General features: G+C 73.8%; 15 protein-coding genes. 11 read left to right on the plus strand and 4 right to left on the minus strand.

Annotation, left to right across the window (positions count from 1 at the left end; all coding sequences use genetic code 11):
- Positions 1-4: 4 nt before the first annotated feature.
- Positions 5-934 (minus strand): 5'-3' exonuclease, encoded by a 930-nt coding sequence (locus tag IEY73_RS25045; RefSeq protein WP_189081765.1) that lies wholly within the window; start codon positions 932-934, stop codon positions 5-7.
- 93 nt (positions 935-1,027) lie between these two features.
- Between IEY73_RS25045 and IEY73_RS25050 the strand changes: the two genes are divergently transcribed.
- Together IEY73_RS25050 and IEY73_RS25055 are read left to right on the plus strand one after the other, a co-directional pair.
- Positions 1,028-2,161 (plus strand): acyl-CoA dehydrogenase family protein, encoded by a 1,134-nt coding sequence (locus tag IEY73_RS25050; protein WP_189081766.1) that lies wholly within the window; start codon positions 1,028-1,030, stop codon positions 2,159-2,161.
- A 38-nt stretch (positions 2,162-2,199) separates the two neighbouring features.
- The gene (locus IEY73_RS25055; protein ID WP_189081767.1) at positions 2,200-2,679 is read left to right on the plus strand and encodes an Lrp/AsnC family transcriptional regulator; all 480 of its coding nucleotides are present in this window, start codon (positions 2,200-2,202) and stop codon (positions 2,677-2,679) included.
- Positions 2,680-2,682: 3 nt separating this feature from the next.
- Here the strand turns inward: IEY73_RS25055 and IEY73_RS25060 are convergent, their stop codons facing one another.
- Positions 2,683-3,408, minus strand: coding sequence for a class I SAM-dependent methyltransferase (locus IEY73_RS25060; RefSeq protein WP_189081768.1), 726 nt, complete (start codon positions 3,406-3,408; stop codon positions 2,683-2,685).
- Positions 3,409-3,502: 94 nt separating this feature from the next.
- Positions 3,503-4,894 carry a KamA family radical SAM protein gene (locus tag IEY73_RS25065; RefSeq protein ID WP_229716136.1) on the minus strand — a complete coding sequence of 464 codons (1,392 nt, stop codon included), beginning with the start codon at positions 4,892-4,894 and terminating at the stop codon, positions 3,503-3,505.
- A gap of 205 nt (positions 4,895-5,099) precedes the next feature.
- Here IEY73_RS25065 and kdd point away from each other — a divergent pair, with 205 nt between their 5' ends.
- The 9 genes from kdd (at position 5,100) to IEY73_RS25110 (ending at position 15,108) form a co-directional block, all read left to right on the plus strand.
- Positions 5,100-6,167, plus strand: a complete 1,068-nt coding sequence (gene kdd / locus IEY73_RS25070; RefSeq protein WP_189081769.1) for an L-erythro-3,5-diaminohexanoate dehydrogenase — start codon at positions 5,100-5,102, stop codon at positions 6,165-6,167.
- A 5-nt stretch (positions 6,168-6,172) separates the two neighbouring features.
- The gene (locus tag IEY73_RS25075; RefSeq protein WP_229716132.1) at positions 6,173-7,708 is read left to right on the plus strand and encodes an amidohydrolase; all 1,536 of its coding nucleotides are present in this window, start codon (positions 6,173-6,175) and stop codon (positions 7,706-7,708) included.
- Positions 7,709-7,710: 2 nt separating this feature from the next.
- Positions 7,711-9,270: a lysine 5,6-aminomutase subunit alpha gene (gene kamD, locus IEY73_RS25080; protein ID WP_189081796.1), complete on the plus strand. Its 1,560-nt coding sequence runs from the start codon at positions 7,711-7,713 to the stop codon at positions 9,268-9,270.
- Complete coding sequence (kamE, locus tag IEY73_RS25085) at positions 9,267-10,007, plus strand: lysine 5,6-aminomutase subunit beta (protein ID WP_189081770.1); 741 nt, start codon at positions 9,267-9,269, stop codon at positions 10,005-10,007. Before kamD ends, kamE begins: the two co-directional genes overlap by 4 nt.
- Entirely contained in the window at positions 10,007-10,372 is a 366-nt protein-coding gene (gene kal / locus IEY73_RS25090) for a 3-aminobutyryl-CoA ammonia lyase (protein ID WP_189081771.1), read from the plus strand. The genes kamE and kal overlap by 1 nt, the downstream gene beginning before the upstream one ends.
- Positions 10,373-10,383: 11 nt before the next feature.
- Positions 10,384-11,682 (plus strand): glutamate mutase L, encoded by a 1,299-nt coding sequence (locus IEY73_RS25095; RefSeq protein ID WP_189081797.1) that lies wholly within the window; start codon positions 10,384-10,386, stop codon positions 11,680-11,682.
- Between the two features lie 512 nt (positions 11,683-12,194).
- The gene (lnt, locus tag IEY73_RS25100; RefSeq protein WP_189081798.1) at positions 12,195-13,808 is read left to right on the plus strand and encodes an apolipoprotein N-acyltransferase; all 1,614 of its coding nucleotides are present in this window, start codon (positions 12,195-12,197) and stop codon (positions 13,806-13,808) included.
- Positions 13,805-14,593: a polyprenol monophosphomannose synthase gene (locus tag IEY73_RS25105; RefSeq protein ID WP_189081772.1), complete on the plus strand. Its 789-nt coding sequence runs from the start codon at positions 13,805-13,807 to the stop codon at positions 14,591-14,593. Before lnt ends, IEY73_RS25105 begins: the two co-directional genes overlap by 4 nt.
- Positions 14,594-14,622: 29 nt before the next feature.
- Positions 14,623-15,108, plus strand: a complete 486-nt coding sequence (locus IEY73_RS25110) for an FxsA family protein (protein WP_189081799.1) — start codon at positions 14,623-14,625, stop codon at positions 15,106-15,108.
- A 59-nt stretch (positions 15,109-15,167) separates the two neighbouring features.
- On the opposite strand, the gene IEY73_RS25115 is transcribed toward IEY73_RS25110, so the two are convergent.
- Positions 15,168-15,506: an RNA polymerase-binding protein RbpA gene (locus IEY73_RS25115; protein ID WP_189081773.1), complete on the minus strand. Its 339-nt coding sequence runs from the start codon at positions 15,504-15,506 to the stop codon at positions 15,168-15,170.
- Positions 15,507-15,725 lie beyond the last annotated feature (219 nt).

A 15,725-nucleotide genomic window follows, 5' to 3' on the forward strand; every position in this document is an offset into this window, starting at 1 on the left:
CGGGTCACCCGGTGAGGGAGTCGACCAGGCGGCGGGCCGCGCCGGCGAGGTTCCACCGCTCGGCCAGCTCCAGCAACGCGTCCGGATCCACCGGCGCCGTCGGCAGGTCCGGTGTGAAGCCGGGAAGCGGCACGTCGAGCGCCACTGTGCAGACCGGCAGCGCCGCCGCCAGATAGTCGCGGGACGCGTCCAGCTTGGCGCGTACCCCGGGCGCGAAGCCCGCCTGCGGGTCGTCCAGCGCCCTCAGGATGTCGTCGATGCCGCCGTACCGGGTGATCAGCCGGGCGGCCGTCTTCTCCCCGACACCCGGCACGCCGGGCAGCCCGTCGCTGGGATCGCCGCGCATGGCGGCGAAGTCGGCGTAACGGCGTGCGGGCACGCCGTACTTGGCGGCCACCGCGGCGTCGTCGCTGTCCTCGAGCTTGGCCACCCCGCGACCGCAGTACAGCAGCCGGGTGCCGCGCGCGTCGTCGACCACCTGGAACAGGTCACGGTCGCCGGAGACGACCTCGACCGGCGCCGGCTGGGTTGCGGCGAGGGTGCCCAGCACGTCGTCGGCCTCGTAGCCGTCGACGCCGAAGGCCGGGATGCCGACCGCGCGGAGCACGTCGAGCAGAACCGGGATCTGCGGCACCAGGGCGGCGGGCACGTCCTCCACGTCGGCGTGCTTGACCCGGTGCTTCTTGTACGACGGGACGAGCCGCACCCGCCACGCCGGGCGCCAGGAGTTGTCCAGGGCGCACACCACCCGGTCGGGGCGCCGGGTGCGGATGAGCTGGGCCAGCATGTCCATGAAGCCGCGCACGGCGTTCACCGGTTCGCCGCGGTCGGTCTGCGCGGCTTTCTCCGGGATGCCGTGGAAGGCACGGAAGTACAGGCTGGGGGCGTCGACGGCGAGCATCGGTCGGTCGGTCACCGGTTCAGCGTGGCACATGCCGGGTCCGCCCTGGCCGTATGCCTCGCGGCGCGTCGACCCCTCGGGGCCGAGGGCGAGCGCCGTGACCCGAACGACCGTTAAGCTAGCGGGGTGACGGTCGACCGTATCCTGCCCAGTGACGAGGCGTACGAGCTTCTCGCGTTGACCCGGGAGATCGCCGGACGGGAGCTCGCACCCCAGGCCGCCGGTTTCGAAGCGCGCGGCGAATTCCCCCGGGAGGTGCTGCGCACCGTGGGACGGGCCGGGCTGCTCGGCCTGCCCTACCCCGAGGCCGACGGCGGCGGGGGACAACCGTACGAGGTGTATCTGCAGGTCCTCGAGGTGCTGGCCGGGGCCTGGCTGGCCATCGCCGAAGGCGTCAGCGTGCACACCCTGGCGTGCTACCCGGTCGCCGCGCACGGCACCGAACGCCAGCGCAAGATGCTGCCGGACATGCTCGGTGGCGAGACGCTCGGCGCGTACTGCCTGTCCGAGCCGCAGGGAGGTTCGGACGCCGCCGCCCTGGCCACCCGGGCGGTCGCCGACGGCGACGACTGGGTGGTCAACGGGACCAAAGCCTGGATCACGCACGGCGGCCGCGCCGGCTTCTACACGATCTTCTGCCGTACCGGCGGGCCCGGCTCGCGCGGGATCTCCTGCCTGTTCGCCGACGCGGACACGCCCGGCATCCTGCCGCAGCACCCCGAACGGATGATGGGCCTGCGCTCGTCCGCACCCGCGCAGATCGTCTTCGACGACGCCCGGATCCGCGGCGACCGGCTCGTCGGCGGGGAGGGCGCCGGGTTCCGCATCGCCATGGAGGCCCTGGACGCCGGGCGGCTCGGCATCGCGGCGTGCGCGGTGGGACTGGCGCAGGCCGCCGTCGACTACGCCGCCGCGTACGCGCGGGAACGGCAACAGTTCGGCCGGCCCGTCGCGCAGTTCCAGGGCGTGGCGTTCCTGCTCGCGGACATGGCCACGCAGGTCGCCGCGGCCCGTGCGATCACGCTCGCCGCGGCGCGGCGCAAGGATGCCGGCCGGCCGTACTCGATCGAGGCGGCGCAGGCCAAACTGTTCGCCACCGACACGGCGATGAAGGTGACCACCGACGCGGTGCAGGTGCTCGGCGGGTACGGGTTCGTCAGCGACCACCCGGTGGAGCGGTGGTTCCGGGAGGCGAAGGTGCTGCAGATCGTCGAGGGCACCAACCAGATCCAGCGGCTGGTCATCAGCCGGTCGTTGTAGCCGCCCGGGGTTCTCGCCCGGTGAATTAGGGTGTCCGGGTGGAAGAGATCGACCGGGCGATCGTCGCCGCCCTCACCGCGGACGGCCGGCTGTCGTACACCGACCTCGCCGAACGGGTCGGGCTCAGCGTGTCCGCGGTGCATCAGCGGGTGCGCCGGCTCGAACAGCGCGGCGTCGTCTGCGGCTACGCCGCCCGGGTGTCCTATGAGGCGCTCGGCCTGCCGCTGACCGCGTTCGTGGCGATCCGGCCGTTCGACCCGTCGCAACCCGACGACGCGCCGGACAAGCTGGCGCATCTGTCCGAGATCGACTCGTGTTACTCGGTGGCCGGGGAGGACTTCTACATGCTGCTGGTCCGGGTGGCGAGCCCCGCCGACCTGGAGCGGCTGCTGCAGGAGATCCGCACCGCCGCCAACGTCACGACCCGCACGACGGTGGTGCTGTCCACGCCGTACGAGAATCGCCCGCCGCGGGCCCCCGCGGTGGAGCCGGCGCCGACGGCCCGTCCCGCGGGCTGACGGTCAGGCGCCCGGCAGGTCCGCACGGACGCAGCGCGTCACGTACGGCAGGTCGAAGGAGGTGCGGCCGACCAGTTCCGGGTGGGTCGCCGCGAGCTGCCGCACCTGGCCCAGCACCGCCGCCCGTTCGTCGGGGCGCAGCAGAATGACGCTGCTGCGCGAGGCCACCAGGTCCAGCAGCTCGTCCGGGCCGATCCGGTGCGTCCAGCGGAACTCGGCGGTGGTGGCCGGCCCGAACGGGGCTCCGATGTCGGCGGTGGGCGGGGTCTCGACGCCGATGATCTCGCCGAGCCGTCGCACCCAGTCGCGCCGCTGGTCGCGCTGGTTCCAGAGCAGGCACAGCCGTCCGCCGCGGGTCAGCACCCGCGCCGCCTCCGGAACGGCGCGTTCGGTGTCGACCCAGTGCCAGGCCTGCGCGACCAGGACGGCGTCGACGGTGTGGTCGGCCATCGGCACCGATTCGGCGGTGCCGATGATGGCGGGCACGCCGGGCAGCACGCGCCGGAGCTGGCCGAGCATGCCTTCGGACGGCTCGACGGCGGTGACGTCGAGGCCGCGGGTGTGGAGCTGGCGGGCGAGTTTGCCGGTGCCGGCGCCCAGGTCCAGCACGCGCGTCGCACCGGCCGGGAGCAGCCAGTCGAGGGCCTCGGCGGGGTAGGGCGGGCGGGCTCGTTCGTACAGGTCCGCGACGGGTCCGAACGAGTTCGCGTGCGCCTGGCGATCGGTCATGGAACGGATCATATCCTATCTTCCTAGGATGCCGTACGCGGTGTGCGCGCCGTGACCACGCCACTGGCCGCCAGCGACGGCTATGCCGGCGGGGTCAGCCGTCCGTCTGCCGGCGCCACCACTGCCGGCCCGGCTCGGGGAGCGTGTCGATCGGGTCGTAGTAGGGGTGCAGCTTCGACAGCGCCTCGGCGTCGTCCGTTTCCAGGCTGGTGCGGTAGTTCTTGCGCCAGTAGGAGATGCCGTGGTCGCGGTCGTACTCGTCCACCATGTGCACCCAGCGCTTGCCCACGAACGGCACGTCGCACACGATCCGCGGCGTCGCGTATCCCGGCAGGTAGCCCATCATGTCGTGCTGCAGGCGCTGCGCATGCCAGACCGGCACCCGCCAGTGCTCGGCGTGCGGGATCATGTCGCACATGTAGAAGTAGTACGGCAGGATGCCCGTCTCGCCTTGCAGCGCGAAGCACAGGTCCAGCAGGTCCGGCGTGGTCGCGTTCACGCCCCGCATCAGCACGCCCTGGTTGCGCACGTCGCGCACGCCCACCTCCAGCAGCGTCCGGGCCGCGCGGGCCACCAGCGGGGTCAGCGAGTTCACGTGGTTCACATGGGTGTGCACCGCCAGGTTGACGCCGCGGCGCTGCGCCGTGATCGCCACCCGGTTCAGGCCCTCCACCACATGGTCCTGCAGCCAGTGCTGAGGCAGGCCCATGAGCGCCTTGGTGGCCAGCCGGATGTCGCGCACCGACGGCACCGACAGCAGGCCCATCAGGTACGTCTCCAACTGCCGCCAGGGCACGTTCGCGACGTCGCCGCCGGAGACCACCACGTCGCGTACGCCCGGATGGGTCTTCAGGTAGTCCAGGTGCGCGGCGTACCGGTCCGCGGGTTTGAGGGACAGGCGCAGCTTGTCGACCGCGGGGGTGTTGTTGCCGACCAGGTCCATCCGGGTGCAGTGCCCGCAGTACTGCGGGCAGGTGGGCAGCAGTTCGGCGAGGACCTTGGTGGGGTAGCGGTGGGTCAGTCCCTCGGCCACCCACATGTCGTGTTCGTGCAGCGAGTCGCGGGTGGCGTGCGGGTGCGACGGCCAGTCGAGGTGGCGGTCGGTGGCGACCGGGATCATGTAGCGGCGCACCGGGTCGGCGTAGAAGGACGCGGTGCCGGGCACCCGGTCCGGCACCATGGTGTTGATCATCTGGGGTGGGATCAGCATGGACATGGTGGCCAGGCGCTGCTGATCGGTCTCCAGGTCGGTGTAGAACGACTCGGCGAGCAGGTCGCCCATCACGGCGCGTAGCTGCCGGATGTTCTTCACGCAGTTGGCCCGCTGCCATTGCGCGGACTCCCATTGGGCGGCGGTGACGTCGCGCCAGCCGGGCAGGCGGGTCCAGTCGGGCTCGGTGAGCTCCCGGCGGCGGTAGACGTACGGCTGGGTGGCGGTCGCCTGGGTCGCGGTCACCTGGCTCGCAGTCGCCTGGGTCGCGGTCACCTGAGTCGCGGTCACGGGGCCTCCTTGATCGGCGGTCTCCTCGACCGTACTGGAGAATCTCCGGTCTAGAAACAAGATGCCCGTAGGATTTACGGTAAGGCACGACTACTGCCGACGTGTTTCGAGATCGGGCGAGGTTATGTCAGACCGTGCACCAACGCCGCCCCCGGCGGATCCATCATCGGCGGGTCCGGTTCCGGCGGGGATGTCGCGGGTGCTCGACCCGCCCGGCGTGCTGCCGCAGGCGGCGTGGCGGCTCGACGCGTCGCCGCGGATCGGTCCCGACGAGGTGCGGCTGCGGGTGGAACGGCTGAACCTGGACGCGGCAAGCTTCCGGCAGCTCGCCGGCCAGCACGGCGGCGACGGCGACGCGGTGCGCGCCGACGTGCTCGCGATCATCGCCGACCGGGGGAAGATGCAGAACCCGGTGACCGGTTCCGGCGGCATGCTGATCGGCGTGGTGGAGGAGGCCGGTCCGGCGTCGCCGCTGGGGCTGCGACCCGGTGACCGGGTGGCCACCCTGGTGTCCCTGACGTTGACGCCGCTGGTGGTGACCGACGGGCTGGCCGGCTGGGACGGGCTGAGTGAGCAGGTTCCGGCGCGCGGGCACGCCATCCTGTGCGGGCGCGCGCCGGCCGCGACACTGCCCGCGGATCTGCCGCCGGAGCTGGCGCTGGCGGTGTTCGACGTGTGCGGCGCGCCGGCCCTGACCGACCGGGTGACACGCGGCCACGCCGCCGCACGAGCCGCGACCGCAGCCGCGCGAGCCGGCGGCGGAGAGCCGTCCGGCGGCCCGGTGACCGTCGCGGTGTTCGGCGGCGCCGGCAAGAGCGGATCGCTGGCGCTCGTCGCGGCGCGGCGGGCCGGGGCGCGTACCGCCGCCGTCGTGGTGTCCGCCGCCGAGCGGGACGCGCTGGTGCGCGCCGGCCTCGCCGACCGGGTCGCGATCGCCGACGCGCGGGACCCGGTGGCCGTGTCCGCCGCCGTCACCGACGCGCTCGGCGGACCCGCCACGGTGACCGTGGTCTGCGTGGACGTGCCCGGCTGTGAGCACGGTGCGGTGCTGTCCACCGCGGACGGCGGCACGGTGATCTTCTTCTCGATGGCCACCAGCTTCGCCGCTGCGGCGCTGGGCGCCGAAGGGCTGGCCGCGGACGTGACGATGCTGATCGGCAACGGGTACGTGCCGGGGCACGCCGGGTTCGCGCTGGAGCTGGTGCGCGAGACGCCCGCGTTGCGCGCGTTGCTGGCGCAGCGGGTCGCGGGACACTGACCCGCATGACCTCTCACCCTGTGACCCTGTACCGCGGCGGCCGCTTCTACAGCGCCGCGGACCCGCGGGCCACCGCCATGCTGGTTCGTGACGGCCGCATCGACTGGCTCGGTTCCGAGGCCGACGCGCCGTCCGCGGACGTCACGGTCGGCCTGGGCGGCGCGCTGGTCACCCCGGCGTTCGTGGACGCGCATCTGCACGCCACCGACACCGGCCTGACCGCCGGCGGGCTGGACCTGTCCGGGGTGCGCTCGGCGGGGCAGTTGCTGGATGCGGTGCGGGCGTTCGCGGCGGGCCGCCCGTCCGGCGCGGTGGTGCACGGGCACGGGTGGGACGAGTCGACGTGGGCGGATCAGACGCCACCCGGCGCGCACGAGCTGACCCGGGCGGCGGACGGCCGCCGGGTGTATCTGTCGCAGGCGTCGGTGCATTCGGCGCTGGTGTCGGCACCGCTGCTGGGCAGCGCCGCGGACACGCCCGGCTACGACGCGTCGGGCTGGCTGAAGGAACAGGCGCATCACGCGGCGCGGGCGGTGGCGCTGGGGTCGCTGACCGCGCAGGAGCGGACCGCGGCGCAGCGCACCGCGCTGGCGGCGGCGGCCGCGGCGGGGGTGGCGGCGGTGCACGAGTGCGCCGGGCCGGGCACGTCCAGCGAGGCGGATTTCGCGTCGGTGCTGGCCCTGTCCGGCGCCGGACTGCCGGAGGTGTTCGGCTACTGGGGTGAGCTGGGCGGTGCGGCCAAGGCCCGGGAACTGGGCGCGGTCGGCGCGGCCGGGGACCTGTACGCCGATGGTGCGCTGGGGTCGCGGACGGCGTCGCTGCGGGAGCCGTACGTGGACGGTCCGGGCTGCGGCGAGGCGTTCGTGACCGCGGAGCAGGCGGCCGGGCATCTGCTGGACTGCATGAGCGTCGGCGTGCAGGGCGGTTTTCACGCCATCGGGGACGCGGCCATCGCCACGGTTCTGGAGGGGTTCGCGCTGGCCGCGGGCACGGTCGGGGTGGATCGGGTGCGCGCGGGCGGGCATCGCATCGAACACGTGGAGCTGGCCGACAAGGCGATGATCGCGGGGATGGTGGAGTTCGGCGTGACGGCGTCCGTGCAGCCGGGCTTCGACATGCTGTGGGGCGGACCGGACCGGATGTACGCGCAGCGGCTGGGCGTGCCCCGGGCGCTGGCGTCCAATCCGGTGGGGGCGATGCACGCCACCGGGGTGGCGCTGGCGTTCGGGTCGGATTCGCCGGTGACCGCGATGGACCCGTGGGCGATGGTGGCCGGTGCGGCGGCGCCGCGCAACCCGGCGTACCGGATGAGCGTGCGGGCGGCGTTCGCGGCGGCCAGCCGCGGCGGGTGGCGGGCCGCGGGCCGCCCGGACACGGGGGTGTTGTCGCCGGGCGCGCCGGCCACGTTCGCGGTGTGGGACGCCCCGGGCGGGGTGCACGGTGGGCTGCCGGTGCTGCTGCCGGACGTGGACGGGGTGGTGCCGCCGCGGCCGGTGTGCCGGCGCACGGTGCTGCGCGGCGAGACGATCTTCGAGGGGTGACGGTGGGCAAGCTGGACCTGGATCCGGAGCTGGTGCGGCGGGCCCGCGCGCTGGCGGCTCGGGCGGGCCGGCCGGTGGTGGACCTGGCGCGCACGCACACCACCGTGTCGGTGGAACGGGCGGTGCTGCGCCTGGCCGGGGTGCGCGGCGCCGACCCGGACGGCATCCCGTGGGTGAATCACCTGGTGGAGGCGGTCCGCGCGGACGTGGGCCTGGCGCACGGGGCGGCCGTGCCGGTGTTCCACGCGTTGGCCGGCCAGGGTCTGGACGACGTGACGGCGCTGGCGCAGAAGGCCGCGGCGGGCGCCGTACGGTTCGCGGTGCCGGACCGGCGTGCGCAGGTCACCGCGGCCCGGCGGGCGGCGAAGCGGGCCACCGGCGCGGGGCTGAAACGGATCGACGCCCGCCGGGCGGAACGGGAGCGGCTGGTGCGCCGGCACGGTGACCCGCCGCGCCGGCCGTGGATCTATCTGATCGTGGCCACCGGCGACATCAGGGAGGACATCCCGCAGGCGCAGGCGGCGGCGCGGGCCGGCGCGGACGTGATCGCGGTGATCCGGTCGACCGGGCAGTCGCTGCTGGACTACGTGCCGGAGGGCGCCACCCGGGAAGGGTTCGCCGGCACCTACGCGACGCAGGAGAACTTCCGGCTGATGCGTGCGGCGCTGGACGAGACCAGCCGGGAGGTGGGCCGGTACGTGCGGCTGACCAACTACGCGAGCGGCCTGTGCATGCCGGAGATGGCGGTGCTGGCCGGCCTGGAACGGCTGGACATGATGCTCAACGACTCGATGTACGGCATCCTGTTCCGCGACATCAACCCGGTGCGCACGTTCGTCGACCAGCGGTTCTCCCGTCAGGTGCACGCCCGTGCGGGCATCATCATCAACACCGGTGAGGACAACTACCTGACCACCGCGGACGCGGTGGACGCGGCGCACACGGTGACCGTGTCGCAGTTGCTCAACGAATACTTCGCGCACGAGGCGGGGCTGGGCGACGCGCTGCTCGGCCTGGGGCACGCGTTCGAGATCAACCCGGATCTGCCGGAGTCGTTCCGGATGGAGCTGGCGCACGCCCTGCTGGCCCGGGAGCTGTTCCCGGACGCGCCGCTGAAGTGGATGCCGCCGACCAAGCACATGACCGGGGACGTGTTCCGCGGCAACCTGCTGGACGGCTTCTTCAACCTGGCGGGGGCGCTGACCGGGCAGGGCATTCTGCTGGTCGGGATGATGACCGAGGCGGTGGTGACGCCGTGGCTGAGCGACCGGGACATCGCCCTGCAGAACGTGCGGTACGTGCTGGACGGCGCCGGCAACCTGCACGAGGATTTCGTGCCGGCGCCCGGCGGGTTCATTCAGCAGCGGGCGTCGCGGGTGCTGGCGGAGGCGGTGCGGTTGCTGGAACGCATCGTCGGGGACACGCTGCTGACCGCGATCGGCGACGGCACGTTCGGGATCATGAAGCGGCCCGCGGACCGGGGCAAGGGCCGCGACGGGGTGGCGGCGCACGCCGAGGACTACTACAACCCGGTGACCGAGGCGCTGGAGGCACACCCATGAGCGTCGTCCGCCCGTACGGCGACACCACCGGCGACGGCATGGCCCAGTTGTCGTTCACCCTGCCGGTGCCGCACGACAAGCGCGCCGAGGGCGCCGCGCTGCAATTGGCCGCGACGATGGGCATGGACCCGGCGATGCTGGTGCACGCCCGGCAGATGGGTGAGCGGCACACCTTCTTCGTCGTGTACGGGCGGGTGACGCACCTGGTCGACACCGCCGCCGTGCGGGTGGTGGAACGCGACTATCCGCTGCTGGGCGCCGGCGCGGTGAACGCGGTGATCAAACGGCGGTTGCGGCGCAAACTGTCGGTGGTGGGCGCGTGCATCGGCACCGACGCGCACACCGTGGGCATCGACGCGATCCTCAACGTCAAGGGCGTCGCCGGGGAGAAGGGCCTGGAGTACTACCGGGAGATGGCGGTGACCAACATGGGCGCGCAGGTGTCCGTGCCGGACCTGGTGGAGACGGCCCGCGCGCGCCGCGCGGACGCGGTGCTGGTGTCGCAGGTGGTCACCCAGCGCGACGCGCATCTGCACAACACGCGGGCGATGGCGGCGGCGTTCCGGGAGGCGCTGCCGGCCGGGCGGCGCCCGCTGCTGATCGTGGGCGGTCCCCGGTTCGACGAGCTGATGGCCGCCGAGCTGGGCGTGGACCGCATCTTCGGCCGCGGCACCACGCCCCGCGAGGTGGCGTCGTACCTGGTGCACGCGCTGTTCGGCGACGAGGGGGAACGCTGATGATCACGGTGACGCATCGCCGGTACGTGCCGTACGCGCACGCCCACTACGCGGGGCACCTGGTCGACGGGGCGTACACGCTGGGCCTGTTCGGTGACGTGGCGACGGAGATCTGCATCCGGATGGACGGCGACGAGGGTTTGTTCGCGTGCTACGACGACGTGCAGTTCCGGGCGCCGGTGCGCGCGGGTGACATGTTGGAGGCGACCGGCACGGTGGTGCGGGTAGGCACCCGGTCGCGGCGCATCGAGTTCACCGCCCGGGTGGTGTGCCGTGGCGGTGACGCCTCGGCGGCGGCGGTGCTGGACGAACCGATCGTGGCGGTGACCGCGACCGGCACCGTGGTCGTGCCGCCGAAGCCGTGAGCGGCGTCGCCGTGCACCGTGCGGTCTGCGTGGACGTCGGGTCGACGTACACGAAGGCCTGCCTGGTGGACCTGGACGGCGGCGCGCTGATCTGCGGGACGCAGACGCCGACCACCGCGTCCTCGGACGTGCTGACCGGGCTGGACGCGGCGGTGTCGGCGCTGGGCGACACCGCCGCCGGCGCGGCCGGGTGGTACGTCTGCTCGTCGGCCGGCGGCGGTCTGCGCCTGGCCGTGGTCGGGTACGAGGCGCTGGTGACCGCCGAGGCCGCGCACCGGGCCGGGCTGTCCGCCGGTGCCCGGGTGGTGCATGTGGCCGCCGGGCCGCTGGACGCCGCCGGCCTGGACGGCCTGCGCGCTGCCCGCCCCGACGTGATCCTGCTGGCCGGCGGCACCGACGGCGGTGACGGGTCGGTGCTGCTGCACAACGCCCGCCGGCTGGCCGCCGCCCGCCTGCGGGTGCCGGTGGTGGTGGCCGGCAACGCCGAGGCCCGCCCCGACGCGGCGCGGGCGCTGGCCGAGCGCCGGGTGCCGGTGACGGTCACCGGGAACGTGCTGCCCCGCATCGGGGTGTTCGACGCCGGCCCGGCCCGCGCGGCGGTCCGGGCGGTGTTCCTGGAACACGTCATCGGCGGCAAACGGCTCTCCCGCGGCCGCCGGTTCGCCTCGCTGGTGCGCTGCGCCACCCCGGACGCGGTGCTCGCCGGGGTGGAGGTGCTCGCCGACATGACCGGTGCCGGGGTGCTGGTGATCGACGTGGGCGGGGCGACCACCGACGTGTACTCGGCGCTGGTGCCGGACGCCGAGCGGGACACCGGGCCGCGCCGCGACGTGGCGGGCACGGCATGGCGGTCCCGCACGGTGGAGGGCGACCTGGGCGTGGCGGCCGGCGCGCCCGGTGCGGTCGCGGCGGCGCGGGCGGAGAACCTGCCCGTCCCGGACCTGCCCGTCCCGGACCTGCCCGGCGCGCGCCGGCACTCGGGCGTGACGGACCGGGAACTGGCCGCGGTCGCCGCGGTGGTGGCGTCGCGCCGGCACGCCCGCGGGCACCGCAGCGGGCCGGGCCTGCCCCGCACCGGCGGCCGGGACCTGCGTGACGTGCGGCTGGTGGTGGGCTCCGGCGGGGTGCTGCGGCACGGTGGCGGCCCGGCGGTGCTCGCGGCGGTGCTGGGCGACACCGGCGGCGGCTGGGTGCCGCCGCAGGCCGCCCGCCGTGTGGTGGACGCCGACTACGTGCTGGCGGCGGCCGGGCTGCTCGCCGCGGATCATCCGCGGGCGGCGGCGGGGCTGCTGACCCGCCTGACGGAGTGAGCGCCGTCGCCCGTTCGGGTGCCGCGTGACACGCCGACGGGTGCGACACGCCCATGGCGTTGCGGGCCGGTTGACAGGCCGCCGGGGTGCCGACGTACCGTCTTCGGGTCCAACACGGCAAGCGGTTGTTGTTCGCTTCGTTCCTTCGCCCACTGGCCGCCGTCCCCGGCACCGGTGCCCGCTGCGGCACCGCTCGGGAGCGTGCGCACGCCAGGTCCAGGGGGTGGGGGTCGGCGGGGCGGCGCGAACCGGCCGCGACCCGGTGGCGTCAGCAGTGCAGCGGGGCCAGTAGACAACGGCATGCCGCGGGCCGCCAGCCCGTGTGCGCGCCGGTCCGAAGGTGCCGACTCCACCGACTGCCGCGCCGACCGTGCCGGACGAGGCAACAACCGCGGCGCGGCCTGCACGGGCGGGCCGCGCCGCGGTGCCCACCGCCCGTCGGTGATCCGGCAGGCGGCGATGATGCGGCAGGCTGCGACGCCTCGTCGGCAGGTAGCCTTCCGCTCGTGACCATGACGTTGCCGCCCCCCACCGCGCAGGCCACCACACCCGCGCCCGCGCCGCAGCCGGTGCGCCGCTGGGCGGCCGTCGCCATGGCCGCCGCCGCCGGCCTGGCGCTGCTGTTCGCCTTCCCGCCGTTCGGGTGGTGGTTCCTCGCCCCGGCCGGCACCGCCCTGCTGGCCGTCGCCACCCACCGCCGCCGGCTGCGCGCCGGGCTGGGCCTGGGCCTGATCGCCGGGCTGACGTGTTTCGTGCCGATGCTGCACTGGACCAGCTTCGCGGCGGGCTGGCTGCCGTGGATCCTGCTGTCCGGCGCGCAGGCAGGCTACCTGGCCCTGCTGGGCCTGGCCGCCGCGTGGACCTCCCCGCTGATCGACCGGTGGCGTGCCCTGTGGCCGCTGGTCACCGGGCTGCTGTGGACCGCCCAGGAGGCGCTGCGCGACCGGGCGCCGTTCGGGGGTTTCCCGTGGGGCCGGCTGGCGTTCAGCCAGGGCGACGCCCCGGCCCTGCGGTTCGCGGTGCTCGGCGGCGCGCCGCTTGTCACGTTCGTGGTGGCGGCCACCGGCGGGCTGCTGGCGGCTCTGATGTGGCGGCGGCTCCGGCCGGTCAGCACCCCGGCCCTGCTGGGCGGCCTGGGCTACCTGGCCGCGGGGGCGCTGCTGGTGGCCGGCGGGGCGCTGCTGCCCGCCGCCGCGCCCGGCGGCACCCGGGCCGTGGTGGCGCTGGTGCAGGGCAATGTGCCCCGGCTCGGCCTGGATTTCAACGCGCAGCGCCGCGCGGTGCTGGACAACCACGTCAACGCCACGCTGCGGCTGGCCGGTGACGTGGCCGCCGGGCGCCGCCCCCAGCCGGACCTGGTGGTGTGGCCGGAGAACTCCAGCGACATCGACCCGCTGCGCAACCCGGACGCAGCCCAGCGCATCGCCGCCGCGGCGTCCGCGATCCGGGCGCCCATCCTGGTCGGCGCGGTGCTGCACACCGACACCCCGGGCGAGATCAAGAACGCCGGGATCCTCTGGCAGCCGGTCACCGGCCCGGACCTCGACCAGACGTACGTGAAACGGCATCCCGTGCCGTTCGCCGAGTACATGCCGCTGCGCCCGGTGGCCCGTCTCGTGTCGGACAAGGTCGAGCTGGTGAAGAACATGCTCTCCGGTGACCGGCCCGGAGTGGTGCGGGCCGGCCCGGTCACCCTGGGCGACGTGATCTGCTTCGAGGTCGCGTACGACGGGATCGTCCGGGACACGGTGACCGGCGGCGCGCAGATCCTCGCGGTGCAGACCAACAACGCCACCTTCGACGAGGCGGAGGCCCGGCAGCAACTGGCGATGGTGCGGTTGCGGGCGGTGGAGCACGGGCGCGAGTCGCTGATGGCGTCCACCGTCGGGGTGTCCGCGTTCGTGGGCACGGCGGGGCAGGTGCGGGCTTCGACCGGCTTCAACGTCGATGCGGTGGTAGTGCGTGAAATGCGGCTCGGCGGAGCGCGTACGCTAGCCACTCGCGTGGGCAACCGGCCCGAGATGGCGGCTGTCGTGCTGGCCGCCGTCGCGATCATCGCCGCGTTCCCGCTGCGCCGCCGGCGCGGCGGCGGGGACGCGCACCCGAGGACGGCGGAGGAACGGTGAGCGAGGCGGAAGGATATCCGGGGATCGGCAGGGTCCTCGTGATCATCCCGACCTACAACGAGGCGGAGAACATCCGGCTCATCACGGACCGGGTGCGCCGGGCGGTGCCCGCCGTGGACATCCTCGTCGCCGACGACAACTCGCCGGACGGGACCGGGGCGATCGCCGACGAACTCGCCGCGGCCGACAACCACATCTTCGTGCTGCACCGCGCTGGCAAGGAAGGCCTGGGCGCCGCCTACGTGGCCGGTTTCGGCTGGGCCAAGGACAAGGGCTACGACGCGGTCGTCGAGATGGACGCCGACGGGTCGCACGCCCCCGAAGAGCTCACCGCGATGCTGGACGTGCTGCGCGAGGTCGACGCCGTGCTCGGCACCCGGTACGTGCCCGGCGGCTCGGTGCACAACTGGCCGATGCACCGGCTGCTGCTGTCCCGCGGCGGCAACATCTACATCCGTCTGGCGCTGGGCATGCCGTTCAAGGACGCCACCGGCGGCTACCGCGCCTACCGGATGTCCGTGCTGGACACCATCGACGTGGACACCGTCGCCTCCCAGGGATACTCGTTCCAGGTGGAACTGGCCTGGCGGGCCTACCGGCAGGGCTTCCGCATCGCCGAAGTGCCGATCACCTTCACCGAACGCGAACGCGGCGCCAGCAAGATGAGCGGCAACATCTTCAAGGAGCAGTTGCTGCGCGTGACCCTGTGGGGCGTGCAGGCCCGCCGGGACGCGCTGCTGAACCGGCTGGGCCGCCGGCCCCGTCGGGGCTCCACCTGGCCCTGACAGGTTTCCGTGTCATGCTGGAAGGCATGATGCGCCGCGGTCTCGCCCTTGTTCCCGTCGTCGTGCTGGTGCTGGCGGTCGCCGAGATCGCCACGTTCGTGGCGGCGGTGCACGCCGTCGGCGCCGGCTGGGCGCTGCTCGCCCTCGCCGCGTTCAGCGTGACCGGTCTGATGCTGCTGCGCCGCGAAGGGGTGCGCGGGTGGCACGCGTTCCGGGACGCCGCGCAGGACGGCCGGCCACCCGGAGACCAGGTGAGCCATTCGCTGGTGGGCCTGCTGGGCGCGCTGCTGCTGGCGGCGCCGGGGTTCCTCAGCGGGCTGGCCGGGCTGCTCCTGCTGGTGCCGCCGGTGCGAGTGCTCACCCGCCACGGCGTGCGCCGCGCGGCCGAGCGCCGGGTGTCCTCAGCGGTGGCGGGTGATCTGTTCGGCCCCCGCCGGGTGCGTGTCCACCAGGAGGACCCGCCCGCGCCGCAGGCGCCGACCGGCGACATCGTTGAGGGGGAAATCGTCCGTTGACGCGTGATGCCGCCCCGCAACGGCGGGGCGGCATCATTGGTGTGGAGGCGGTTCCGCGGTCAGCGACCGCGGCGGGTGCGCACCTCCTGCAACCGTTCGTTGAGAATGTCCTCCAGCTCGGAGATCGACCGGCGCTCAAGCAGCATGTCCCAGTGAGTGCGCGGCGGCTTCACCTTCTTCTGCTCGGGCTCGTTGCCGTCGACCAGCCGGGCCACGCTTCCGTCGAACTTGCACTCCCAGGTCATCGGGACCTCGGCGTCGACGGCGAACGGAACCTCGAACTGGTGGCCCTTGACGCAGAGGTACTCTCGGGTCTGCCGGGGCGCCAGTTCGGTGTTGCGGTCGGACTCGTAGCTAACGGCACCCAAACGGCTGCCGCGCAGCATGCGTTCGCCCATGATCGGCTTTCCCCTCGGTCGTGGCGCTGCTCTCGTCTGGTGTAACGAGAGGGGCGGTCACCGGATTCCGGTGGCCGCCGTGGCACTGGTTCATCGTGGTACTGGCTAGCTGGTGGTGCTGGCCGGCTATGCGTCGGCGTGGCCGCGTCGGCATGGCTGTGTGCCGGCATGGCTGTGTGTCGGCGGTGTTAACACCTACGAGGGTAGCCGCCCGCGGCC

Origin of the sequence: Mangrovihabitans endophyticus (genome assembly GCF_014646155.1) — a bacterium.
Taxonomy (GTDB): domain Bacteria; phylum Actinomycetota; class Actinomycetes; order Mycobacteriales; family Micromonosporaceae; genus Actinoplanes; species Actinoplanes endophyticus.